This window comes from Nostoc sp. CENA543, assembly GCF_002896875.1.
GTDB lineage: Bacteria > Cyanobacteriota > Cyanobacteriia > Cyanobacteriales > Nostocaceae > Trichormus.
Window position 1 is genome coordinate 2,136,324 of record NZ_CP023278.1, and the last position, 24,896, is coordinate 2,161,219.

The following is a 24,896-nucleotide window of genomic DNA, read 5'->3' on the forward strand; positions in this document are numbered from 1 at the left end:
GCCTAATATATCACTCCATGTTTGGTCTAATTGGACATCTGACAAGTTTAGAACACGCTCAAGCGGTAGCCAGGGAATTGGGATACCCAGAATATGCCGACCAAGGGCTAGATTTTTGGTGTAGCGCACCACCGCAAATAGTTGATCACATTAAAGTTACAAGTGTTACTGGCGAGATTATTGAAGGTAAGTATGTAGAGTCTTGCTTCTTACCGGAAATGTTAGCAAATCGCCGGATTAAAGCTGCAACGCGCAAAATCCTGAACGCAATGGCTCATGCTCAAAAGCATGGCATTGATATTACGGCTTTGGGTGGGTTTTCCTCAATTATTTTTGAAAACTTTAACTTAGAGCAGTTTCAGCAAGTTCGTAACATTAAGCTAGAGTTTGAACGCTTTACTACAGGTAATACTCATACAGCTTACATTATCTGCCGCCAAGTAGAAGCAGCATCACAGCAAATAGGCATTGACCTTTCCCAAGCTACAGTAGCCATCTGTGGAGCGACTGGTGATATTGGTTCTGCGGTGACTCGTTGGCTAGATGCCAAAACCGATGTCAAAGAACTTCTGCTCATTGCTCGTAACCAAGAGCGTCTCCAGGAATTACAAACCGAACTGGGGCGAGGCAAAATCATGGCGTTGGATGAAGCCCTACCCCAAGCTGATATTGTAGTGTGGGTAGCTAGTATGCCCAAAGGCGTGGAAATTGATCCCACAACTTTAAAACAACCTTGTTTATTGATTGATGGTGGCTATCCCAAAAACTTAGCTACAAAAGTGCAGCATCCAGGCGTGTATGTATTGAATGGTGGCATTGTGGAACATTCTTTAGATATTGACTGGAAGATTATGAAAATCGTCAATATGGATGTGCCAGCACGCCAGTTATTTGCCTGTTTTGCGGAATCGATGCTATTGGAATTTGAGAAGTTATACACGAACTTTTCTTGGGGGCGTAATCAGATTACCGTAGACAAAATGGAGCAGATTGGTCGAGCTTCAGTCAAACATGGGTTTAGACCACTGCTGGTTTAAGATTGGGGACTGGGGAATAGGGACTGGGAAGATGGGGAAGTGTGGGGAGAGAGGGGGGAAAGATTTCTTCCCCTCCCACACCTCCCACCCCTCCCACACTTCCTACTTGCCCCAATACCCAATCCCCAATACCCAATCCCTAATACCCAATCCCTAAACGTATGGCTACTACTGAGCGTAAACCTTTACTGTTGGATTTTGAAAAGCCTTTAGCAGAACTGGCAAACCGAATTGACCAAATTCGTCAGCTAGCTGAGGAAAATGGTGTGGATGTTTCTGGGGAAATTCGCAAGCTAGAAACACGCGCTATGCAACTGCGAGAGGAGATTTTTAGTACCTTATCCCCAGCGCAGCGTCTGCAAGTTGCTCGTCACCCCCGCCGCCCTAGTACCCTAGATTATATTCAGGCGATTAGTGATGAATGGATGGAATTACATGGCGATCGCTCTGGGAGTGATGATCCAGCTTTAATTGGTGGTGTGGCTCGTTTAGGTGGGCAACCTGTGGTGATGCTGGGTCATCAAAAGGGACGCGATACTAAGGATAATATTGCGCGTAATTTCGGGATGGCTACCCCTGGCGGTTATCGCAAAGCAATGCGCCTGATGGAACACGCCAATAAGTTTGGTATGCCAATTTTGACATTTATCGATACGCCAGGAGCTTTACCTACAGTGATCGCTGAACGTCAAGGCGCAGGGGAAGCGATCGCCTATAATCTGCGGGAAATGTTCTCTTTAGATGTACCCATTATCTGTACAGTCATCGGTGAAGGTGGTTCTGGTGGTGCTTTGGGTATTGGTGTGGGCGATCGCCTGTTAATGTTTGAACACGCTGTTTACACCGTGGCTACCCCCGAAGCCTGCGCCGCCATTCTCTGGAAGGACGCTAGTAAAGCTCCCCAAGCTGCCGTCGCTTTAAAAATTGTCTCCCACGACTTGAAAAATTTGGGCATTATTGACCAAATTCTCCCTGAACCCATTGGGGGCGCACACACCGAGCCTCTACAAGCCGCTAACACCCTCAAACAAGCTCTACTGGATAATTTAGAAGAGTTAAACCGTTTAACATCCCAAGAAAGAAGGCAACTGCGTTATGAGAAATTCCGCAAAATCGGTGTTTTTTCCGAAGTTGCTCATTAACCAGCCTGAGAAAATCACTCATTAACGCAATTGCAGTGTTATAATTGCCTGTGGCTCTTAACGGTTTTTAACAATCCGAACAGCCGCAGGTATTTGTTTGTATAACAAACCTACTCTCAGAGAGAGGTTTGCACACCATCCCTCAATTAGTTTGAATTCATATAGCCTGATTAATCAGGAAGTTATTGTTCGTCCCGTGGAGTGAACACTTAATCAGGACGCTAATAATAACAAACAATATTAGCACTTTTTTATGAAAATCATCGGATTTTAAGATTGTTTTAATCTAATTCCCCCAAAAGATTTTCATAATGGGATGGACAAGGCGGGCAAAACTGCCAAAAAATTGGGAGACAGCATGATTTTGGAGCAGAAAAGACGCGCTTTAATTACTGGAGCTAGCAGTGGAATTGGCAAAGCGACGGCACTAGCTTTTATGAAAGCAGGTATAGATGTGGCTTTAGTCAGCCGTTCTCTGGATAAATTGGAAGCTGTAGCCGCAGCCAAGCCAGAATCTGGAGTGATAGCCAAAGCCTACGCCCTAGACCTAGCAGAAGTATCGCAAGTAAAAGCAAAAATAGAGGCGATCGCCCTCGATTTTGGCGACATAGATATTTTGGTCAACAATGCGGGGATGGGTTACACAGCCAGCTTAAGTGAAACCCCCCTTGCAGATTGGCAAAAAGTGATTGACCTGAATCTGACTAGCGTCTTGCAGTGCATTCAAGGAATTCTGCCAGGAATGCGAGTTCGAGGTACAGGGACAATCATCAATATCGCCTCCATAGCCGCCAAACAAACCTTTCCTAACTGGGGTGCATATTGTGTCAGTAAATTTGGCTTACTGGCTCTCTCGCAAACGCTAGCACAGGAAGAACGCGCCCACGGGATTCGTGTCACCACCATTTGTCCTGGTTCTGTCAACACCGAAATCTGGGATACAGAAACCGTTCATGCTGATTTCGACCGTTCCCAAATGCTCACCCCAGAAGTTGTGGCTGAGTCGATTCTGCACACTGCCTTGTTACCACCACAAGCAGTCATCGATGAATTGATTCTTATGCCCAGTGCTGGCGCACTCTAAATTTAGTTGTGTGTTACTGCTCATTTGTTTTTCATCCATAGCAAATGACCAATAACTAATGACTAATGTACGGGCGGGTTTAACCAAGATATCTGTTGGCAAACGTGAAAATCTCACAGAACCCGCCCCTACTGACTCACGACTCACATTCAACCATAACCAAGTATTGACATCATGACTATTGCTAGTTCCAACGGTTCTAATCGCTCACAATCGCCTCTAATTCCCGACTTGGCAGAAGCCATCAACACCCGACCAGACCGCAACACCCACAACGGCAGACAGCCAGATTTGCATCCACCCTCAGAAGAACACATGGAACAAATGATGGATGCAGTCAGATCCATATTAGTAGGAGTGGGCGAAGATCCAGAACGGGAAGGTTTATTAAAGACACCCAAGCGGGTAGCCGAGGCAATGCGGTTTTTAACCAGTGGCTACAACCAGTCCTTAGAAGAACTCATCAATGGTGCAGTTTTTGACGAGGGACACAATGAGATGGTGCTAGTTCGGGACATTAACTTCTTTAGCCTCTGTGAACATCATATGTTGCCCTTTATGGGTAGAGCGCACGTTGCTTATATCCCTAATCAAAAAGTTGTGGGATTAAGTAAACTAGCCCGAATTGTCGAGATGTATTCCCGTCGTTTGCAAGTGCAAGAAAGACTGACTCGCCAAATTGCCGAAGCGGTTCAAACCATCTTAGAACCCCAAGGAGTAGCAGTAGTCATGGAAGCCACCCATATGTGCATGGTCATGCGGGGTGTGCAGAAACCCGGCTCTTGGACTGTAACTAGTGCAATGGTCGGTGTATTCCAAGAAGACCAAAAAACCCGCGAAGAATTCTTTAACTTGATTCGTCATCAAGCCGCATTCTTTTAGGGAATCGGGAATGGGGCATGGGGCATTGGGCATGGGGCATTGAAGTAAAACCTTCCTTGTCTCCCAATCCCCAGTTCCAATTCCCTATTCCCTATTCCCTATTCCCTATTCCCTATTCCCCAATCCCCAGTCCCTAATTTCTGAAACAGCAAGGCGACTTTATTTAAATCTTTATCCCCTGGTTTAATTTCTACACCGCTAGATAAATCAATACCATCAGGATTAACCTGACTCAAGGCTGCTTGAATGTTATCTGGTGTCAGTCCTCCGGCTAGCAACCAAGGACGACTAGGGCGAAATTGTTTCAATATCTGCCAATCTATGGTTTTACCTGTGCCGCCTAATTGCTGGGGGTGATAGGCATCTAGTAATAAAGTATCTATGTATGGCGTGTAAATAGTTGCTTGCGCTAAATGCTCAACGTTACGGATTCTCATGGCTTTAATAATTTCCACGTTAGGTAAAGCCTGACGCAACTCAGCGCAAAATTCTGGGGGTTCGTCTCCATGTAACTGTACGCCAGTTAACCCAGAACTAGAGACAATCTGACTGATTTCACTCAGACTGGCATTGGCGAAAACGCCAATTTTGTCAACATTTTGGGGTAAATCCGCCACTGCCGCCTGAATTTGGGGAATGGTGACATAGCGGGTCGAAGTAGGTACACAAATAAATCCTAGTGCAGTTGCACCTAAAGAAGCGATCGCTACTGACTGTTGTGGTTGAGTAATACCGCAGATTTTTACACGCATAGAAAATTTAAATACAGCAAACTGTAAAACCGAATTTCGGTGATGTCCTAACTAACTCTATAATTTTCTAGGTCTACATTAAATTTGACCGTTATATTTAGGAGACAAAAGCTTGATGACACCAAATCTATTGGCGGCTGCTACAACTGTACCAGTCACACCTGAATGGAGTCCAACTGTAGCTATTATCATCAGTGCTAGCAGTGTAGTAGCTCTTTTGTTAACTCTCAGAATTGAAAAACCCCAAGTCGGCCCTAAATTACCAGGGCTACCTCTAAGTGTCCCCGCGTTTCTTGGTGCTATGGCTTTTGGTCATGTGATCGGTATTGGTATCGTCTTAGGATTGACTAATATTGGTCGTCTATAGTTGATGAGATTAGTCATACGTTTTATCTGACGTATTACTGAGTCCAAAACTTTTCAGACGAATTAGTGTTCTTTCTCCAAGCATGAGACTTGAGACAAGAGTACAGACCATTTCGGCGTTACCGACTCAACTGAAGAGAGATAGTTAAACCTTTCTCTTGAGAGAGGATTCTACAACTTCTGTTAGTGGAGTATTAACTGGGTGATTAACTCATAGCCTCAATAAATTGTACTCATGCAGGAGAAAGAACTATGTTTTCATTAATGCTGTTAGCAGTTCAAGTAACTGTTCCTAACACTGGTACAAGCTGGAATTGGGCGGGAACACCAATTATTATTGGTAGTTGTTTATTAGTGCTTTTAATTGCTGGCTGGTCAGTTTGGTATCCCCATGTCGGCCCCAAAATGCCTTTACCTTTCCCTTCTTTATTTAATAATCCTAGTGTGGCGACATTTTTAGCAGCTATGAGTTTTGGTCATATTATTGGCGTAGCTGCTGTTTTAGGCTTAACAAATTTGGGTATTCTTTAAAACTTTTCATAAATTAGGGGAGATGGGAAAAAGATTTCTTATTTCCCTGTTTCTTGTCTCAGCTTTTTTATACTTTTGGTGTGGGTAAATTATTAATACCCAATATAGAACTGAGTAAAAATTATATCAAGAAAAGCGATAGACTACGCCTGGACTTTGGCGATCGCACCACTGCCAACTCGGCATAAAATTTGTATTTTTCTATTTTTTCACTGCTCAAGTCAGCCTGATTGTCTATTCTAGAATTGGGGATAAAGCAAGATTTTGTCATGTCTCCCCGTCAAAATAACAAATTTATATCTAAAACACCTCATGCCATCGGTGGTATGTCTGCTGAAAATATCTAGTTGCAGGATAATCTAATGCAAACAAATTGGAGAATTGGGTCTTTATTTGGCATTCCCCTATTTTTAGACCCCTTGTGGTTTGTCATCTTGGGTTTGGCGACGCTGAATTTTGGTGTAGCGTATCAAGAATTAGGAACTGTGACAGCTTGGAGTGCGGGAATTATTATGGCACTGCTGTTATTTGCTTCCGTGTTAATGCACGAATTAGGCCATAGTTTAGCAGCGCGATCGCAAGGCATTAAAGTTAATTCTATTACCCTATTTATGTTTGGGGGCATTGCAGCGATTGAAGAAGAGTCGAAAACCCCAGGAAAAGCCTTTCAGGTAGCGATTGCAGGGCCTTTGGTGAGCATTGGGTTGTTTTTTCTTCTTAGATTAGGTGGTCATGTTGTCCCTGATACTAGCCCAATCAGCATGATGGTGGGTGACTTGGCGAGAATTAACTTAGTCGTCGCCCTATTTAACTTAATTCCAGGATTACCCTTAGATGGTGGTCAGGTATTAAAAGCTGCATTGTGGCAAATTACTGGGAATCGCTTTCAAGCTGTACATTGGGCAGCTAAGGCGGGACAGATTTTGGGTTATGGTGCGATCGCCTTGGGTTTTGTGGTAGATTTCTTGACTAGAGAGTTAGTCACTGGTTTATGGATTGCGTTATTAGGTTGGTTTGCCGTGCGTAACGCCAACACCTATGACCGGATGACTACATTACAGGAAACCTTGTTGAAAGTGACAGCCGCCGATGCAATGACTCGTGATTTCCGTGTCATAGATGCTGATCAGACTCTACGTTCCTTTGCTGACGCATATTTATTAGCAACCACCGCGTCAGAAGTTTATTTTGCAGCCTCTGATGGCCGTTATCGGGGAATGGTCGCCATTGAGGATTTACGCTTAGTAGAAAGAAGTGAATGGGAAACCCAAACTCTCCATAGTATTGTTCATCCTCTGACGGAAATACCCACAGTTACGGAGTCAACTTCCATTGCTGAGGTGATTAATAAGTTAGAAACTGAGAAATTAGCCCGTGTTACTGTCCTCACACCTGCGGGTGCTGTGGGGGGAGTAATTGACAGGGGTGATATTGTCCAGACTTTAGTGGAAAAGTTAGGTTTGCAGATTAGTGAGGGTGAGATTAAGCGCATCAAGCAAGATGGTAATTATCCGCCTGGGTTACAGTTAGGAGTGATTGCAAAGTCTACACTTTAATTTCGATGCGAGAGGATTTTTCACCACCAAATTACAGTGATAAACGTTGATAATTAGTCCACTTTATTAGTGTTTATCAGTGTGAGTTGGTGGTGATGATTTCCGAATTCCACCACAGGCGATCGCAACTAGTTTTAGAATAACTGCATAAAAATAGTGAATAACTTCACCAACCTCACCCTTGAAGGGTTCAGAAAGCATCCGTTCATTGACTTATTTTTTGTAACCATATAGAGTAGCGTTTTCATTTAGAATCCTCGTGTCTATCAACCGCCTGACTCAACAAATCCAATTCATCATTGAAATTGACCGTTTAAAATTAATACTGCGCCAGACTTTGCTGACAGATGGTTCGCGTCAAGAAAACAGTGCGGAACATTCTTGGCATTTGGCAATTATGGCATTTACTTTGGCAGAATATGCCCCAGAAGGAGTTGATATTCTGCGCGCTATCAAAATGGTATTGATTCACGATTTAGTAGAAATTGATGCGGGGGATACCTTCTGTTACGATGTGCAGGGTAATGAAGGTAAAGCCGAGAAGGAAGCGCAAGCCGCATTACGTTTGTTTGGGATGTTACCACCAGAACAGGGAAAAGAATTTCATCAATTGTGGCATGAGTTTGAATTGTGTGAAACTCCCACAGCTAAATTTGCCGCAGCATTAGACCGCATCCAGCCTATACTGCATAATCAACAAACCCAGGGTGGAACTTGGCGTATTCACGGAATTAGACGAGATCAGGTAATGAAGCGAGTAGCACCTGTAGAAACTGGTGCGCCGGAACTTTGGCCTTTTGTGTTGCAATTGATAGATGATTGCGTAGCGGCTGGTTATTTGCAAGAATCTCGTTTGTCGTAAGGACTTTAGTCCTTATTTCTCCAGGGAGAATTCCACCAAAGTGATGCTACGCCAGCAAAAACAGGACTAAAGTCCTGACTACGAACTTAAAACTTCGTTCCACTCAGATAGACAAAGGGGTTGAGTTTTAATCTCTATATCAAAAACATCTCTAGCCGCAGCAATTAAAGCTGTCATAATCTGATCTACACTCAAGTTTGGCGGTAAATGTACGGGTTGAAAAGACTCCCCACCAAATACTTGAGTGAATAATTCTGCATTGGGTTGCAAACGCATCGAACCATGTTGCAAAATCGCGCCACTTTTCCTTAATTGCGCGCTACCAATTAATTTCGCACCATCTGTTAAGACTAAATCTGCACCTGTCGCTGTTCCGAAGCAATTGGGATTATGAATGTAACCGCGTCCAGCTTTACCATAATTTAACTGAACGCCGATCGCTCGCCATCCTTGAATCAAAAATTCACAAATCTGTTGATAATTCTCTAGACGATTCCCCGCTAATCCAGAGGTAACAACAGTATAAGTTAAATCTCCTTGGTGTAAAACTGCCCTCCCACCTGTCGGACGACGCACTAAATCTAATGTTTGACCTTTCCAAGTGAGATTTTCCCAGTGTTGGGGATAGGTTTTTTGATGATAACCAAGGGAAATAGCGGGTGGCGACCAAGTGTAAAATCGTAGAGTTGCAGGACAATTGCCTAATAGGTGCTGTTGTAATAACCATCGGTCAATAGCCATCTGCACACTACCAGAAGCTTCTAGAAACGGAATCAGTCGCCAAACCTGCTTGTTACTCATTGAAAATTGTGAACTATCTAAGCTGCACCAAATTCAGATTGTAAGGCTTCGTCATTGTTATCTGCGATCGTTGCCACAATTGTAATTAGTCTCGACACTTCCCCTGGTGATAACTCGGCTAATGTGCGTGTAGACAAGACTACTACTCGATTATCCACAATCCCAAACCGCGCTTCAAAGGTGCTAGAACAGTTCATTTCTAAAAGTTGACGCATCAACTTAGGTTCATCTTTAGCCGGTAGCTGAAGAATTGCAGCCCAAACTGTGATTGTGTCTTCATCGGTTGTTCCGGTGAGTTGAACGAATACTTCAACACTCCCGTATTTAAATTTCCACAGATAACCACCTCCTGCGGGGTGACTCACCATTGCAGAATCATCTTGTTCTAAGGTATCAATGACATTTTCAATGACTTCTACATGGTTAATACTGCTTGTTTCTACTAGTTCTTCTAGAGAATCTTTGCTAGTTAGAGTTTCTTGGTAGCTTGTCATACAGATTTTTCTCTCAATATACTCACTACATACTTTATAGCCTGTGAGTCAAATTCGGTTGAGTTCCTCAAGGGAGAGTCTGAGGGGTGAGTGCTTAGTGCTGAGTTGTGAGTTTTGAGTGATTTTTTCTCCCCTGCACCCTTACACCCCTATTTTTTCCAGAAGTAAGAAAGGTTACATTTATTTTTAGAAGAATTGCTTGTAATATATCTCTTGCTGCACCTGTACTCAGTAAGCAGTGTAGCTATTTTTAATTTTTATGCCGCTAAGGATGTATAAAGCTATGTCCTCTCTGTCTGAGATTGTGCAAGCTCGTGATGTGCGTCAGTTGGGAATTAACCCGAATCATTGGTATGTGGTTGCACGTAGTAATGAAGTGACAAATAAACCATTAGGCATGACAATTTGGCATCAGGCGATCGCACTTTATCGAGACAGTCAAGGACAAGTTCACGCCCTAGAAGACCGTTGTCCCCATCGTCAAGTTAAACTCAGTCACGGACAAGTCATTAACGATGAATTAGAGTGTGCTTATCACGGTTGGCGTTTCAATCAGCAAGGCGAATGTGCAGCAGTTCCCTATTTAGCCGCTAATCAGAAGCTACCTAACTGTACTATCCGCCGCTACTTAGTCAAAGAACAAGACGGTTTTATCTGGTTATATCTCGGTAAGGAAGAACCAAAAGTAGAACCTCTGGGTTTACCAGAATGGGAGCATTTAAATTATATTGCTACAGTTTCCGTTATTAATTGCCAAGCTCATTATTCCTATTTAATTGAAAATCTGATGGATATGTATCACGGACATTTACATCAGGATTTACAAGCTTGGGCGGAAGCTACACTCCAAGATATAGATGAAAATGATCACAGAGTAGACGCGCACTACCAAGCCCAAAGTTATTACAAAATCGATAAAATCTGGTCAATTTCCCAATTATTTTTCCCAGCACTCCGACGTTTACATCCCGAACCCCTAGATGTGAGTTACATTTATCCCCATTGGATGTCTACTCTAGGAAAGGACTTTAAAATCTATTGCTTATTGTGTCCCATCAGTGAAACTCAAACTAAGGCTTATCTCATTCACTTCACTTCATTAAACGCCTTTTGGCGATTACATAAACTACCGGTATGGTTTCGGCGATTTGTCAAAAATAGCCTATTTGGTGCAGCCCAAAAACTACTCGATGGTTTAGTTGTTCAAGACGTAAAAATGATTGAAGAAGAACAACAAGCCTACTTACAAAATCCCGAAAGACGCAACTATGAATTAAATCGCGCCTTAGTCAGTGTTCAAAGACTGATGAGAAATCAAGCGGAAAAGTCAGAAATTAATTACTAGAGTTTCTTCATTTTGTTCCTTTCGTTGTCTTAATATAACAATATTGTTATAGTTCAAGGGGATGCTGTGCCTGAAACCCATGTTGTGTTCTACCAGGAAGCGGAAGGGGAAGTTCCTGTCCTTGAATGGCTGACGCAACTTTTGAAACAAGACCGCAAAGGTTATGCAAACTGTGTCGCTCGAATTAAACAACTGGCGACTTCAGGTTACGAACTCCGTCGCCCGGCTGCTGATTACTTGCGCGACGGGATATATGAGCTTCGTGCAAAGCATATTCGTGTGCAATATCGCATTCTGTACTTCTTTCACGGTCAAAATGTGGCAATTCTCGCTCACGCTATCACGAAAGAAGAAGCATCTGTACCACCAATTGATATTGAACGGGCGATTGCACGAAAACTTTTATTTGAAAAAAACCCTGAAGTTCACACCTACGTAGAGGAGCAAGAGAATGGCCAAGACTAGCGATGCAATAAAAATCATTGACCAAATGACTAGCAGCGACCCTGAGCTTGAGGCAATGGTAGCAGAAGCTTCAATCAATGCAGAAGTGGCACAGTTGATTTATGAAGCTAGAACAAAAGCAGGGTTAACACAGAAACAACTGGCTGAACTTATTGGCACAAAACAGCCTGTGATTGCACGGCTAGAAGATGCTGATTATGAGGGACACTCTCTGTCAATGCTCCAAAAAATCGCTCACGCTCTTAATCAGCGAGTAGTGATTTATTTGACTCCATTGGAACATGAACAGAGCGCATAGTAAGCTGTTAAGCAGTTAAGCATTTAATTTACACATTGAGTCCGCAGAGGGGCAGGGTGCAGGGTGCAAGGGAGAGGGTTTACAGCTTTTGCCAACATGAAAATGATGCAATCTCTGTAAACATCTAATTGCAGAGGTAGAAATTTTTGTTGAATGCTCTCTACAAAGAAATGTTGTCCTGATTCCATTAAGCTACGTCAGAAAAATACATAACTTTTCCACCGTAAGCTAGACGTAGATTTTCTTCTGTGAGTACCTGTTGTCTAGAACCTGTGGCGATGAGTTCACGGTTGAGTAAGACTAAATCATCAAAGTGGCTAATGGATTCGCCTAAGTCGTGGTTAACTACCAAGACAATTTTATTCGCTGCTGCCAATTCATGAAAGACATCAAAAATTACGGCTTGGGTTTTTTGATCAATACCTACGAATGGTTCATCGAAACAGAAAATTTCGGCTTGCTGCGTTAAAGCACGGGCTAAAAATACTCTTTGCTGTTGTCCCCCTGATAATTGTCCTATGGGGCGATCGCAAAATTCTTTCATCCCTACTCTTTCTAGCGCATTTTTTGCTACCTGACGGCTGACACTAGAAAAACTACGTAACCAACCAGTCTTTTTTACACGCCCCATCATCACCACATCCCAAACTGTGGCGGGATATGTCCAGTCAATTTGACTACGCTGGGGAACATAGGCTACTTGGTCTAGTTGCTGCATCAGGGGTTTGCTTTGATACAACACCCTACCACTACTAGTGGGGACTAAACCCAACATCGCTTTCATTAAGGTACTTTTACCTGCACCGTTAGGGCCAAAAATCCCCGTCAGTCGTCCTGGTTTGACAATACAGTTGATGTCCCGCAAAGCTTCTTCTGTACGGTAATGTACCCCTAGATGGGTAATGTTAATGTTGGTTGTGGCTGTCATAGTATTAAACACAACTGAGTGGTCATTTCCTTCTAGGGAAGAATTAGCGGTTCTCATAATGTAATTTCCAAGACTGCAACTAAAAAATGAAAAGATTATGAAAATACTGTACCGTAAAAAATGAGAAAAATATGAAAATAAAGATAACAAGTTTATGGCAACAAAAACTCACTCAAAAGCCAGAGATTTGGGCAAGGTGTTATTGGGGGTGGTTATAGGACTTTTGATACATGGATGTACACAAGCCGAGTCTAACCGCAGTGCATCTGTTAGTGGTAATAAGCCGCGAGTTGTAGCAACTAGCACGGTGATTGCTGATTTAGCTGAGGAGGTTGGAGGGGAAGAAATTCAGTTAAAGGGAATTCTGCAACCTGGTGCTGATCCTCATGTGTATGAACCAGTTCCGGCTGATAGTCGATTTTTAGAAGAGGCTGATTTAATTTTATATAACGGCTACAACTTAGAACCAGGATTAATTAAGTTAATGAATGCGGCTGGCGGCAAGGCACGTAAGTTAGCAGTAGGGGAAGTTGTGCAGCCATTACAGTTAGACAAGGGTAAAGGTGAAATTGTCCCCGATCCTCACGTTTGGGGGAGTGCAGAAAATGCGGTGGCAATGGTAAATTCGATTCGGGATGCTTTAATTGAACTATCACCAGAAGATAAAGAAAAATTTACCGCCAATGCAGCGCAGTTGACACAAGAATTAAACCAATTGCATAGCTGGATTAATCAACAAATCCAAACGATTCCTCCCCAGAACCGCCGACTTGTGACAACCCACGATGCTTTTCAATATTATGGACGAGCTTACAACATTGCGATCGCTGGTACATTAATTGGTATAAGTACAGAAGAACAACCAAGCGCGCAAACCGTTCAGCGATTAGTAGAATCCATCAAAAAAATTGGTGTCCCAGCCATTTTTGCGGAAACTACAATTAACCCAGCCTTAATTACTACCGTTGCTCAAGAAGCTAAAGTTAAACTTGCACCCCATCAACTCTACTCTGATTCCATCGGTGCAAAGGGAAGTGATGGCGAGTCTTACATCAAAATGATGGAAGCAAACACCCGCACCATTGTAGAGGCTTTGGGTGGTAAATATACGCCTTTTCAAACAAAATAGGGAATTGGGCATTGGGAATGGGGAATTGGGCATAGGCGAAAAACCAATAACTCAGCACTCATTACTCAGCATCGGCTAAACGCCGCGCTACCGCTAACAGCACGGGCTAAACGCCCCGCTACCGCTAACACCACTCAGCACTCAGCACTCACCACTGTATTGATGACAAAGCCGCAGCAAGTGACCATACACTAAACTGCGGCGTACTGTACTGGATGGGGATATGGTTGGAAGTTATTTGCGGCTAATCTTGAGCTTCACTTATTGCTACTGACTCTTGACGTAGAATAGAAATTATTAAACTTTAGCCCCCAGTTTTATTGACTTTTTCTATATCAAGATAGATAGCAAATAATTGAGAATTGCTGTAGATTAGACCTAACCCCCGCACTTATGCCTCATCATAGGGTTCTAGGTCTAGGAGATGGATGTAGGGTTCGACTAATTCGGGACGTTGAAACGCGATCGCTCGTAGTAGATGCCAGTCATTTAAACCCTCAAAAGCATTACTGTAATTATCCATTTCCAGACGAGTAGCTAGTTCTTCTACCTCTGCTGCGGTCATGGCCGCGATTTCTTTCTTGGAAATGCTCAGAGTCGTCATCATGCTTGCCCCTCCCTTATGCAGCATTCGCACCCAGCACGGGTCAAGTGACGCAAAATAGTGCCACCCAATCTATATTACTCATTAGATGGCATGAATTTCCTAAAATTTTTCAGGATTTGTACCATATTTTGTAAAAAGATTGTAACCCAGACTAAGCAATTGTCTTGATGATGAAATTCCGTGCCACATCTAACATTTCCAAATTAATTTCATGTCCTGTCTCAAACTCATGATATTCAACACCCACCCCCAAGGATTTTAATGTTTCTCTAGACCTAAAAGCCGCTTGTAATGGCACAACTTCATCCCTTGTGCCGTGCATAATTAAGGTGGGTGGGATATCGCTATTTGTGGAAATGGCATCAGGATGTAAATACCCACTCATCACGACTAAGCCAGCTATGGGCAATTTAGAACCAACATCTAAAGTCATCGCCCCTCCTTGAGAAAATCCACTCAAGATAGTACGTGATAAAGACACGCCCGTACTAGCTTCTAAGGACAACAAAAAGTCTGTTAATATTTGCCGACTTTCTTCTAATCCTTGATACATATTCTCCGCCCTTAAGTCGTACCATGCTCTACCAATAGCAGAATTGGGAAATGGATATGGGGCATTGGGAAAGATAAATTGGTAATTAGGTAATTGGAAATAATCTAATAAGGATGCGACATCGTCAGCATTAGCACCCCAACCATGCAACGTGACAACTAAGCCTGTGGGAGTTTGAGAATTTGCTGGTGGAAAGGAAAGATATTGCAAAGACACTGAGTCCTACTCCTGAAATTATGTTCTTGATCATCTCGTTATCTTAATAGTTATTACTGATAAATTTATTAAAAACCCATCTTCTCAGAGTTGCCTATCACCAATCACGATACAATTTCTGGGCAAGAAACATAATTTCTTCGTTGGGTAGGCGAATCTTGGCTGGCTGACGAGGATAAGATGTTTCAATGGCGCGTGTATCTTGCTCTATCACTGTTTCTACTGCACCTAATACAAATTTTCCCATTAATGGTTGCAAAATTGGGTGTTTGGGTTGGCTGTAGACTAAAACGAAAGTTTTAGTTTTAGTTGCGGTTTCTGGGTACAGTGCATGAATTTGTAAAATTTCTCCCAGGGAAAAATCTGTGCGGAATGTTGTCAAGGACGGGAAGGCATACTCTAATACACCTGTGTAGGTTTTTGGTGCAGTTAAAATCACAGGGTTGCGGAAGATATCATTCCAGGTTGTATCCTCACGGTCTAATTCCTGCACAACCTTTGCCCAATAACCATCATGCTCAAATACGGGGATGCGATTAGCTTTAATGCCAAATAGGTCGCGATGTGTACCGCTTTGGTGGTTGTAGTCATAATTAATCGAGATACTGTCCAAAAAAGTACCGTTAATACTTTTTTCTCCGGCTACTCCCAAAAAGTTCATACCTGCGCTGACTTTGGAGATTAAATCGGGAACGGGAATTTTAGGAGTATAACCGCCATATGTCCAAATACAATCGTCTTGAATTACTAGTTCTAAAGTATTGAGCAGAGGTTGACTTCCCACTTTATCTGCATTGTGCAGTTTTCCTTGCCTATCAAACTCTAACGCATGGAAGGGACAGGCGATCGCATTTCCGTTTTGACAAATCCAGCCGTCTGATAACGGTGCTTGCATATGTGGACAGACGTTATCCAGTGCAAACACTTCACCTTGTTGATTTTGCCAAAGTACATAGTCTTTTCCATTCAAAGTAATTTTATAAGGTTTATTCATGCCCAACATGGAACGATGGGCAATTAACCACGGTGCGCCAGGCAAAATTGCTTCCATAGGACTCTCCCAAGAATTATTTCAGTGGCTCAAATATCGCCACCATCAGAGTAAAATTGTGACAAAAGTTTCATATTTGATTTTAAAATACGACACATTATTCATATTTTTCAACTATGGTGAGGAATAAACTAGAAACTACCCCAATGCGTCGTCAACCGCAGCAAAAACGCTCTCAAGAACGCGTCGAGAAGATTTTGCAAGCAGCCGCAGAAGTGTTTGTAGAGGTGGGATATGAAGCTGCAACTACTCATATGATTGCAGCGAGGGCAAAGACGGCTGTTGGTTCTCTATATCAGTTTTTCCCTGATAAATTGGCAATTTTTCATGCTTTAGAAGCGCGTCACATGGAACAGGTGACAAAGATTAATACGGAAATGATGCAGTCAGCAGACAAGCAAAAGCCACTATCAGAGTTTATTGAACGTATGGTGAATACCTACGCAGAATACTTTGACAATCCCATGTCCCGTATTGTGTACATCCAGTATTTTGTTGCGCCGGGGATGTTTCAGCTATTTGACGAAACTTTTAATCAGCAGTTAATTCAACAACTTGCAGCTTTTTTTCGTGAGTGGAATCCTGAGTTAGCCGTCGAAAAAAGCGAATTTTTAGCTGAGACGGTTCACATTTGCTACAACGCTTTACTGCTCAATGCTTTACGTCAAGATAAACACGAAAGACAAGCTCGTTATGCTGAAATTAAGGCTTTATTAGTCGCATATTTGACACCGCACGCACAACCAACAGCGACACAGGTAATGAAAGTAATGATATGTCCGTACTGCCATTCATCCAGGTTATCGAAAAATGGGCATCGTCACGGGAAGCAACGCTATCTCTGCAAGGACTGTGGTAAACAGTTTTTGGAAAGAGGTAATTAGGTGTTCAAAACCGCGATCGCATTTACCAAGTTGCGCGTATGAAGTGCGATCGCAATACCAAGTTTACAGACTTTAAGAAATTGCAGATGTATTATCAATTTCTCTGAGATTCTTAAGTAGTGGCTATTTTAGGTCTAATTTGTCACAATAGTAATATTAGTTATCATGCTCTATCAAGATGACAGAAGTTACGCCACATCCAGAGTGTCCATTTTCACATAAAACTTTTGAACTGCTAAGAAATTTTAAAAATAGTTCAAGTAAAAATTTTTATTTAACACATGAAGAAGAATTTAAAGAATATATTGAGAAACCTCTTTATCAAATTTATATTCATGTACTTGCTCAATTGCCACTACAAATAATAGAAAGACTGAATATAAATCACACTATAGAAAAATACTATACTCATGGCTACATAGGATATCAACTAATATCCAAAAAACAATTGTGTAAATTCAATGATGTTTACTTGTTTATAGATATTAGCCAATATAATCTATTTTTCGGATTGATAATATATGAAAATAGTGATGCTAGAAAAAATTTTATAAAAAATATTCAGGATAAAAAAATTAAGGAATTAGTTCTCCAACATTTTCACCCCATAGATGATTTAAACTTGCTCTCTAAATCAACTACTAAAATTAGTAAAGAAAATCGTTTATCTGATTGGCTTGGTGCAGTAGGTTGGCTAAAAAGTGCTACCAAGAATATTCAAGCTAGCAAGCATTTAACACCAGAAAAAGTATTATCTTTTTCTTCATTAGAAATAATTGAACATATAAGAGAAACATTGGAAATGGTGTTTATCTTATTTTTGGTTGCAACTGAAGATAATCCTATTCAACAACTTAAAAGATACATCTTAAAAGAAGATTCGATCATGGCTAATCATGATTTCAATCTAGGGTTAAAACTCTATAACAAATCTGCATATACAGATGCTATTATAGCATTCGGTTTTGCCATACAAAAAGCTCCAAATTTAGCAGATGCTTATACATATCAAGGGAAATCAAAAGCAAAGTTAGGAGATATTAACGGCGCGATATTAGACTATAATCAATTACTACTCATAAACCCTAAAAATGCTGACGCTTATTATAGTAGAGGACATTTTTATTACAACTTAGATGATTATGATAAAGCCATTCTTGATTATAGCCAAGCAATATCGATAAATACTAACTATTCTCTTGCTTATTATCACCGAGGATGTGCATATTTAGAATTCAGTGCAAAACTCAAAGCGGTAGCATTAGAAATTTATGAATTTGTAGCACAGTCTTCTGGTTCACTATTTTCAGTATTTGGAATTAAGATAATACCTCTAATTGTTGTATTTCAAAAATGTGATGCTACACAAAAAGTAATTGAAGATTTACGAATAGCAATAAATTTATTTGAGAAGGAAAATGATGTGGAAAATTATGAAGAAGCGCAGGGTCGTCTCAATACTGTTCATCCAGGCTATTCAGAACCAGAATTTACGGTAATTTACCAAGATATTTTGTCTAAAAAACTACAGATATCTGAAAATCTCCTCCGCCGTTATCATTTGGCTCTCAAAACAAGAAAATTTGTCATTCTGTCTGGAATCAGTGGAACAGGTAAAACTTGGTTAACTCAAGCATATGCTGAGGCTATTGGGGCTAAATATGATATAGTTCCTGTCGCTCCGAATTGGACTACTAATGAAGACTTAATAGGATATTTAAATCCTATAAATAGACAATATCACCATACAAAATTTAGTAATTTTTTAGAAGAAGCAAATGAAGAATATGAGAAAGCTAAAGCTAACAGACACACACCTAGACCTTATCATTTAGTTTTAGATGAAATGAACCTAGCACGAGTAGAGTATTATTTTGCAAAATTTCTCTCAGTCATGGAGGTACGTATACGTAAGGGAGAAGCAGAAATTGAACTTGCACCTAATAAAAAGGTATTATTACCTCCTAACTTTTATTTTATTGGCACAGTTAATGTAGATGAAACTACTCATAGCTTTGCTGATAAAATTTATGACCGAGCGCAAATGATTGAACTTGAGATTTATCGAGATGATTTAGAAAAGTATTTGATTGACGTGGATTATCGAGATATTTTGATGTAAATTTGGGATAATATACACGAAGTTGCGCCTTTTGCTTATCGAACTATTGACGAAATTAAGACCTATGTAAAAGAGGCAGCAGTATTAGGCGTATCTAAGGAAGAAGCTTTAGACGAACAGTTGTTACAGAAGATACTACCAAAAATAAAAGGTGCAGATGACAGAGTAGAAAAAGCACTTAAAGCATTTGTGAAAACTGCTGAAGAAAATAAGTTTAATCTCAGCCTTGCTAAAGCTAATAAAATGCTTGCCACATTTGAACAATATGGATTTACATCATACTTCTAAACTTGTTTTTCTCAACCATGACGGTAAAAAGATAAAAGCTCCTTTAGAATGGCAACCAGCTTATTTAGAAGTTCTCATACCTTTAGAAAATCGGCGAGAGGTGCAGGTTTACTTACAAGGACAAAAACTCCCATTGTATCTAAGGGAATTAGCTGGACAAGACCGAGTATTAGCTGATTGGAAACGTTCAAACCCTGGCTATTATCGAATCCAACTTGAGTATCAGAATGATATTGAAGAAAAAGTTATCACAGTTCTGCCTCAGAAAATTAGCAGTGAAGCTTTTGCTCAAATGTTAGAAGACCTTGATACTCGTCTTCCAACTTCAGTTGCAATAGGCTTACAAAAAGCTGGTGCTTTAGCTGGGTTAAAACTACCACAACTGCATGAACATACTTTAGCTCAAGAAATGGTTATTTTATGCCGAGCTATTAAAGGTACAGGAAATAGACCAGGATTAACTAAAATTTTATCTAGGCTTGCTAGTGAACATCATAAAATTTTAAAAACTAATGAAGTCTGGGTAAGAAAAGAGCAAGTTCGTAAACCTTCAAGCAGTAATCTTATTCACGCTTTTTCTAAAGGTCATAACTTAGATAAAAGTGGGCAACCCATTCGTCTACTTGATACAAGAGTTGAACACAGTGTAGATGTTTACGAAAACCAATTAGTTAAGTTATTTTTTGAATTAGTAAGTTTAAGACTAAGAAGAGTAAAAAATGCTTGCGAAGCCAATGATAATCATTTGCTTTTAGATGAAGTAACCACTTTAACGTCTGAACTTAAAAAAGCTAGACATAAAGCTTTGTTTTTCAATAAAGTCAGCCAACTTAAATATTTACCTACTCAAATAACAATGGTTCTACTAAAAGTTCCTGCTTATCATGCTGCTTTGGAAGGATACCTGGAATTTATTAGAAGCCCAGCAGTATATTTAGATAATCCCGACGTAAATGCACCTTTGGAGAACCTGGACAAACTTTATCAGATTTGGGGAACTTTATGGGTAATTGTCATACTGTTAGAAGTTGCCGAACAAACAGGATATAACATAGAAGAACAACGTTTAGTAGGTAAAGATAAAACGGGAATTTTTGTTAGAGTTTTTCCCAACGGTCAACCAGTCCTTGTTTTAACTCATCCACAACATAAAACTATAGTTAAACTAATTCCTGAACGAACATATGGTACAAGTGGCGAACTCTACAGTTCTAGCTACACAAAACGTCCTGACATAGCTTTAGAAATACAGCTTTCAGATGGTTCACATTTCGTTTATATATTTGATCCCAAATATAAATTTGAAAGCGAAAATCCAGACACTATAAGTAGAGAAAGCAAGCCAACAAGACAGGATATCGACAAAATGCACGCTTACAGCCATGCAATTCGAGATAGAGACGGTCGGCAAGTGGTAAATTATGCTGCTATTCTTTACCCTGGTTCTTATATGCCTTACCCCAAAGCAGAAATTGAGGCTTTACCAGCTTATCCAGGTAATGAAGCCGAACTTAGAACACATTTGCATCGGATTTTAACTCAAGCTTTGAATTGGCGTTGCTGAATCAAGTAACGAAATTTGATGTATTTCAATCTCAAACTCCTTAACCTCTCTGCGTCTCTGCGCCTCTGCGTGAGATAAATCATCTCATTAATCAGCAACACCTTTTTTCAAACTGAATTAAACCGTTACACCTTCTAATTGTTCATCGGTTAACTCATACAATTGACGCAACTTATCTAATTTATTTTGATCAGCTTGCCAAAAACCGCGCCCATGCGCTTCTAACATTCTGCTGACAATATTCCGAAAAGCTTCGGGGTTAGCTTGGCGTAATTTTTCTGCCATTTCGGGGTCTAAAGCATAGGTGTCGGCGGCTTGGTCGTATACCCAATCATCTTTAAAATCAGCTGTACCACCCCAACCTATTAAAGCGGTCATGCGTTGGGAAATCTCAAATGCACCACCCGAACCTTGATTAGCCATTGCTTCGGCCCATTTGGGATTTAGCAGTTTGGTGCGGTATTCCATTCTGAGTAAATCATCTAAGTTGCGGGGTGTGGTGTCTTTGGAGAAACTTTCAACAAAGCTAGCTGTAACTTTCTTTCCGCTTCGCTGTTCGGCGGCTTTTTTCAACCCGCCTGTGTTGGCGTAATATTCCTGAATATCGGTTAACCCATATTCTACCGAATCGATTTCTTGCACGATGCGATCGCTTGTCTGCAATAACTGGTTTAATACTTCTGGTCTAGCTTGGCCTTTATCTTGTCTGCCGTAGCTAAAGACGTTGCGACTTTGCCAAGTTTTACCTAATTCATCGCCTGATTCCCAGTTACCATCAACTACCCTATCATTTACTAATGAACCAAAATCACCTGCTGGGTTAGAAAATAATCTGGCGGAGGTATTTTCTACACCTTGGGCTTTTAAAGCTAAGGCGTGTTTTTTAATAAAGTTTTGGTCTTCTGGTTCATCAGCTTCCGCCGCCCTTTGGAATAAATCATCTAATAATTCGATGATGTTGACAAAGCTATCGCGGAAGATTCCTGATAGGTTTCCTAAGACATCAATGCGGGGATGTCCGACTTCAGACAAGGGTTTTAATTCATAACGGACAATTCGCCCTGTCCCTTCTTTCACAGGTTCAGCACCGACTAATTCTAAAAGAATTCCTAATGATTCACCCTTGGTTTTAATGGCATCTAATCCCCACAATAAAACCGCTACTGTTTCAGGATATTTGCCATGTTCTTGTAAATGCTGACTGATGATTTTTTGAGCAATTTCTCGTCCCCGTTCATAGGCGGCGGGGGAAGGCATTCTGTAGGGGTCTAAGGCGTGGATATTTCTGCCTGTGGGTAATACTCCTGCGCCATCTCTTAATAAGTCGCCACCAGGGGCAGGGGGGATAAATTCACCGTTTAATCCTCTTAATAAATTGGTGATTTCATCTGTGGTTTGCATCAACAAATCTGTGATTTGCTTTGCTGTTTCTGGGTTTGTTGGTTGTTCACTACCTAAATATGCTTCGAGATATGATGCTAATTCTTTTTCAGTGGGTGGTTCGCCTAATGTATGTAACCCAGAAGAGAATAATCTAGTTTCTAAAACTTGGAGATATTCGTATAACTTCACTAAATAATCATCAAAAGCATGGCTGCTAAACATTTTGATATTTTCTGGAGTGAAGGGTATACCCAATTTCTTCGCGTCTTCAAAGGGGCAATCAACATCTAAACCTGTATCAACAATCTTTTTACAAATACCTTCCTTGAGGACATAATTCTTTTTCGGATCTTCGCGGTATTCTGCAATTAAATCTCGCAGTGCCACCAATTCTTTATACAACCCAGCCCGACCATAGGGCGGGACGTTGTGAGAAATTAACACGCCATATCCGCGACGTTTAGCTAATATCGATTCGGAAGGATTATTGGCAGCATATATATAGAGATTGGGTAAATCTCCTAATAAAATATCTGACCAAGAATAACCAGTATTCCCTAAAGGTGAACCAGGCAACCATTCTACAGTGCCGTGCATACCAAAGTGAACCACTGCATCAGCTTGCAGTTCATTTTGCAACCATTTATAAAAAGCGGCGTATTGGGGATGTGGTGTTAAATCCCGTTCAAACATTAACCGCATGGGGTCGCCTTGTATTCCTAGTGGTGGTTGTATCCCTATCCACACATTTCCTAACTGCACACCACCCACATGAAGTTCATCGCCGTAGGTTTTAATTCCACTTCCTGTTAAGGATTTCCATTGTTTTTCAATGCGGGATGTGCGGAGATATCCCAACCATTTTTCTAGTTTTCGGGCGTTAACGGTAGTGGCTGAAGATGGAAAAGGTTTATTCATTTCCCATCTTTCCATTTCTTCGTCAATTTCTTGGACTTTGCGAATTAATTCTTCCCCATCTTCAGGAATATCGCCGACGTTGTAACCTTGGTCTTTGAGGGCGTGGAGTAATTTAATTAAACTGCGGGGAACATTTAATAATGCAGCTGTCCCTACTGCACCATAACCAGGGGGGAAGCCATATAAAATGATGGCGATTTTACGTTCTGCGGGTGGTGTTTGTCGCAGTTTCACCCAGTTTTTGACTCTCCCAATGAGACGCTGTACTCGTTCGGGGACTAAATAAATGTCTTCACCCACTAACCCACCGAGGGGAACGGTATCAATTGCGCCGTCTAGTTCTGGTAAGGCGTACAAGACTACGCTTTGCAAACCACCTATACCTTGACGTGTCCAGGAGTGGATGTCTTGAATTAACAGTGGTGCGGCGACGATGTAGGGGATGTTTTTGGCGGTGAGGATGCGTTTGGCTACTTCTACTTGGCGACCGGCTTCCATTGAACCGGCTGGCCCTCCAACTAGGGGAAAGCCTATTGTAGAAACTATTGCATCTACTTTGACGGCTTCTTGGGATAGGGAGGGAGTTTCTATATTACCTCGTTGGCGTTGCTGAAGTTCGTAGTCGGTGGTCATCCAGTCTCTAACTGCTACGTGTCCCTCTACGCCGTTGATGAAGATGGGTAAGGGTATTAAACCGGCTTGTTCAAAGCGGCGAATGAGTTGGGGAATGTATGGTTGTTTGGTAATGACGTGTTTACGGTAGAGGAGGATGGCGGTGACTGGGGATTGGGGACTGGGGACTGGGGATTGGGGATTTTTTTCTATGCCCTGCTTTTGATACCATTCTAGGTAGGCTTTGGGTGATGTGAAATATCCTTGATAGTCGGGATGTAGTAAACCTATGTTGGGGGTTTCGATGGGTGGGGGAATTTCGCCGACTCTTAAATCTAGATATTTTTCTGCTAGTGTCCAAAATAATGACGCAACGTTTTCTGTGCCGCCGGCGTTCCAGTAACCGTAGATAATTAACCAGTTGCGGAGGTCTTGGACTTTCTGGACTGGGACGAATTTTAGGAGTTTGGGGCCGATTTTTAAGAAGCTAATATAACCTGCTAGTTTGTCTTCTTCGCGTCCGTTGCTGAATTTATCGAGGATGAATTTCACGGGTTTGGGCATTCCTTTGGGTTTGTCGCCAATGGCGAATGCACCAATTTTGGTTAAACTCATCAGTTCTAAGGCTGACTCGAATACTAGGCGGATGGGGATTTGACTGATGCGATCGCGTAACCACAAAACTTGGTCATAATCAAAGATGAGGCTACCAAAAAATACTTCTGCGCCTTGTAATGCTGCTTCTACTTCTTGGGGTTGGCTGGTAATATCGCGATCGCTAAATACTCTAATATCTAAATCAGTACAGCGAGATTTCGCCAGCAATGCGGCTTTTCTGTACAGTTCAGCGTTAAATGATTCAAATCCAGCAATCAGAACGATGCGTTTCATTACCGTAACTTCAGCAATATTTCTTTACTTTTCATTCTAAACTTGCTTGCGAGTTGCTGGTTGAATATCTGCCTAGTGGCATGGCATCTGTTTTTTTAATGCAGTATCTTTTAATACTTTATTTGATGTATCTTG

At 41.4% G+C, this 24,896-nt stretch carries 26 protein-coding genes; 16 read left to right on the top strand and 10 right to left on the bottom strand.

Going from position 1 to position 24,896, the window contains the following annotated elements; genetic code table 11:
• The first annotated feature begins 17 nt into the window (after positions 1-17).
• From CLI64_RS08895 to folE, 4 genes are all read left to right on the top strand, one after another.
• Positions 18-1,037 carry a long-chain acyl-[acyl-carrier-protein] reductase gene (locus tag CLI64_RS08895; protein WP_103136882.1) on the top strand — a complete coding sequence of 340 codons (1,020 nt, stop codon included), beginning with the start codon at positions 18-20 and terminating at the stop codon, positions 1,035-1,037.
• Between the two features lie 161 nt (positions 1,038-1,198).
• Complete coding sequence (locus CLI64_RS08900) at positions 1,199-2,179, top strand: acetyl-CoA carboxylase carboxyltransferase subunit alpha (RefSeq protein ID WP_103136883.1); 981 nt, start codon at positions 1,199-1,201, stop codon at positions 2,177-2,179.
• 358 nt (positions 2,180-2,537) lie between these two features.
• Entirely contained in the window at positions 2,538-3,263 is a 726-nt protein-coding gene (locus tag CLI64_RS08905; protein ID WP_103140648.1) for an SDR family oxidoreductase, read from the top strand.
• A gap of 174 nt (positions 3,264-3,437) precedes the next feature.
• Entirely contained in the window at positions 3,438-4,145 is a 708-nt protein-coding gene (gene folE, locus CLI64_RS08910; RefSeq protein ID WP_103136884.1) for a GTP cyclohydrolase I FolE, read from the top strand.
• Between the two features lie 98 nt (positions 4,146-4,243).
• Here the strand turns inward: folE and CLI64_RS08915 are convergent, their stop codons facing one another.
• Positions 4,244-4,897, bottom strand: a complete 654-nt coding sequence (locus tag CLI64_RS08915; RefSeq protein ID WP_103136885.1) for a phosphoribosylanthranilate isomerase — start codon at positions 4,895-4,897, stop codon at positions 4,244-4,246.
• A 115-nt stretch (positions 4,898-5,012) separates the two neighbouring features.
• On the opposite strand from CLI64_RS08915, the gene psaK (CLI64_RS08920) reads away from it, so the two are divergent.
• From psaK (CLI64_RS08920) to CLI64_RS08930, 4 genes are all read left to right on the top strand, one after another.
• Positions 5,013-5,264: a photosystem I reaction center subunit PsaK gene (gene psaK / locus CLI64_RS08920; protein ID WP_103136886.1), complete on the top strand. Its 252-nt coding sequence runs from the start codon at positions 5,013-5,015 to the stop codon at positions 5,262-5,264.
• Between the two features lie 251 nt (positions 5,265-5,515).
• Complete coding sequence (gene psaK, locus CLI64_RS08925) at positions 5,516-5,794, top strand: photosystem I reaction center subunit PsaK (protein ID WP_225977543.1); 279 nt, start codon at positions 5,516-5,518, stop codon at positions 5,792-5,794.
• 53 nt (positions 5,795-5,847) lie between these two features.
• Entirely contained in the window at positions 5,848-5,982 is a 135-nt protein-coding gene (locus CLI64_RS31895) for a hypothetical protein (protein ID WP_264082495.1), read from the top strand.
• Between the two features lie 174 nt (positions 5,983-6,156).
• A complete protein-coding gene (locus CLI64_RS08930) occupies positions 6,157-7,350 on the top strand; it encodes a site-2 protease family protein (RefSeq protein WP_103136887.1) in 1,194 nt (397 codons plus the stop codon).
• Between the two features lie 66 nt (positions 7,351-7,416).
• Here the strand turns inward: CLI64_RS08930 and CLI64_RS31900 are convergent, their stop codons facing one another.
• Positions 7,417-7,551 carry a hypothetical protein gene (locus CLI64_RS31900; protein ID WP_264082496.1) on the bottom strand — a complete coding sequence of 45 codons (135 nt, stop codon included), beginning with the start codon at positions 7,549-7,551 and terminating at the stop codon, positions 7,417-7,419.
• Between the two features lie 58 nt (positions 7,552-7,609).
• Here CLI64_RS31900 and CLI64_RS08935 point away from each other — a divergent pair, with 58 nt between their 5' ends.
• Positions 7,610-8,212 (top strand): HD family hydrolase, encoded by a 603-nt coding sequence (locus CLI64_RS08935; protein WP_103136888.1) that lies wholly within the window; start codon positions 7,610-7,612, stop codon positions 8,210-8,212.
• Between the two features lie 78 nt (positions 8,213-8,290).
• Here CLI64_RS08935 and CLI64_RS08940 read toward each other — a convergent pair whose 3' ends face one another.
• Both CLI64_RS08940 and CLI64_RS08945 read right to left on the bottom strand, forming a co-directional pair.
• Entirely contained in the window at positions 8,291-9,013 is a 723-nt protein-coding gene (locus CLI64_RS08940) for a biotin/lipoate A/B protein ligase family protein (protein ID WP_103136889.1), read from the bottom strand.
• Between the two features lie 17 nt (positions 9,014-9,030).
• On the bottom strand, positions 9,031-9,507 hold the full coding sequence (locus CLI64_RS08945) for a YbjN domain-containing protein (RefSeq protein ID WP_103136890.1): 477 nt from the start codon (positions 9,505-9,507) through the stop codon (positions 9,031-9,033).
• A gap of 283 nt (positions 9,508-9,790) precedes the next feature.
• Between CLI64_RS08945 and CLI64_RS08950 the strand changes: the two genes are divergently transcribed.
• From CLI64_RS08950 to CLI64_RS08960, 3 genes are all read left to right on the top strand, one after another.
• Complete coding sequence (locus CLI64_RS08950) at positions 9,791-10,852, top strand: aromatic ring-hydroxylating dioxygenase subunit alpha (protein ID WP_103140650.1); 1,062 nt, start codon at positions 9,791-9,793, stop codon at positions 10,850-10,852.
• Between the two features lie 66 nt (positions 10,853-10,918).
• Positions 10,919-11,317: a type II toxin-antitoxin system RelE/ParE family toxin gene (locus CLI64_RS08955; RefSeq protein WP_103136891.1), complete on the top strand. Its 399-nt coding sequence runs from the start codon at positions 10,919-10,921 to the stop codon at positions 11,315-11,317.
• Positions 11,304-11,615, top strand: a complete 312-nt coding sequence (locus CLI64_RS08960) for a helix-turn-helix domain-containing protein (RefSeq protein WP_103136892.1) — start codon at positions 11,304-11,306, stop codon at positions 11,613-11,615. The genes CLI64_RS08955 and CLI64_RS08960 overlap by 14 nt, the downstream gene beginning before the upstream one ends.
• Before the next feature lie 187 nt (positions 11,616-11,802).
• Here CLI64_RS08960 and CLI64_RS08965 read toward each other — a convergent pair whose 3' ends face one another.
• Positions 11,803-12,600 (bottom strand): metal ABC transporter ATP-binding protein, encoded by a 798-nt coding sequence (locus CLI64_RS08965; RefSeq protein ID WP_103136893.1) that lies wholly within the window; start codon positions 12,598-12,600, stop codon positions 11,803-11,805.
• Between the two features lie 97 nt (positions 12,601-12,697).
• On the opposite strand from CLI64_RS08965, the gene CLI64_RS08970 reads away from it, so the two are divergent.
• Positions 12,698-13,672 carry a metal ABC transporter substrate-binding protein gene (locus CLI64_RS08970; protein ID WP_103136894.1) on the top strand — a complete coding sequence of 325 codons (975 nt, stop codon included), beginning with the start codon at positions 12,698-12,700 and terminating at the stop codon, positions 13,670-13,672.
• A 391-nt stretch (positions 13,673-14,063) separates the two neighbouring features.
• On the opposite strand, the gene CLI64_RS08975 is transcribed toward CLI64_RS08970, so the two are convergent.
• The 3 genes from CLI64_RS08975 to CLI64_RS08985 all read right to left on the bottom strand — a co-directional run bounded on the left by CLI64_RS08975 (position 14,064) and on the right by CLI64_RS08985 (position 16,099).
• Positions 14,064-14,276, bottom strand: coding sequence for a DUF2555 domain-containing protein (locus tag CLI64_RS08975; RefSeq protein WP_103136895.1), 213 nt, complete (start codon positions 14,274-14,276; stop codon positions 14,064-14,066).
• A gap of 154 nt (positions 14,277-14,430) precedes the next feature.
• Entirely contained in the window at positions 14,431-15,048 is a 618-nt protein-coding gene (locus CLI64_RS08980; RefSeq protein ID WP_374703960.1) for an alpha/beta hydrolase, read from the bottom strand.
• 97 nt (positions 15,049-15,145) lie between these two features.
• On the bottom strand, positions 15,146-16,099 hold the full coding sequence (locus tag CLI64_RS08985; RefSeq protein ID WP_103136896.1) for a Rieske (2Fe-2S) protein: 954 nt from the start codon (positions 16,097-16,099) through the stop codon (positions 15,146-15,148).
• Positions 16,100-16,215: 116 nt separating this feature from the next.
• On the opposite strand from CLI64_RS08985, the gene CLI64_RS32145 reads away from it, so the two are divergent.
• The gene (locus tag CLI64_RS32145) at positions 16,216-16,983 is read left to right on the top strand and encodes a TetR/AcrR family transcriptional regulator (protein ID WP_103136897.1); all 768 of its coding nucleotides are present in this window, start codon (positions 16,216-16,218) and stop codon (positions 16,981-16,983) included.
• 178 nt (positions 16,984-17,161) lie between these two features.
• The gene (locus CLI64_RS08995) at positions 17,162-19,105 is read left to right on the top strand and encodes a tetratricopeptide repeat protein (RefSeq protein WP_103136898.1); all 1,944 of its coding nucleotides are present in this window, start codon (positions 17,162-17,164) and stop codon (positions 19,103-19,105) included.
• 62 nt (positions 19,106-19,167) lie between these two features.
• Here the strand turns inward: CLI64_RS08995 and CLI64_RS31515 are convergent, their stop codons facing one another.
• Entirely contained in the window at positions 19,168-19,359 is a 192-nt protein-coding gene (locus CLI64_RS31515) for a hypothetical protein (RefSeq protein ID WP_225977544.1), read from the bottom strand.
• Positions 19,360-19,370: 11 nt separating this feature from the next.
• Here CLI64_RS31515 and CLI64_RS09000 point away from each other — a divergent pair, with 11 nt between their 5' ends.
• Positions 19,371-20,957, top strand: coding sequence for a DUF2357 domain-containing protein (locus CLI64_RS09000; RefSeq protein WP_103136899.1), 1,587 nt, complete (start codon positions 19,371-19,373; stop codon positions 20,955-20,957).
• A 117-nt stretch (positions 20,958-21,074) separates the two neighbouring features.
• Here CLI64_RS09000 and bchH read toward each other — a convergent pair whose 3' ends face one another.
• Positions 21,075-24,761 (bottom strand): magnesium chelatase subunit H, encoded by a 3,687-nt coding sequence (gene bchH / locus CLI64_RS09005; protein WP_103136900.1) that lies wholly within the window; start codon positions 24,759-24,761, stop codon positions 21,075-21,077.
• Positions 24,762-24,896 lie beyond the last annotated feature (135 nt).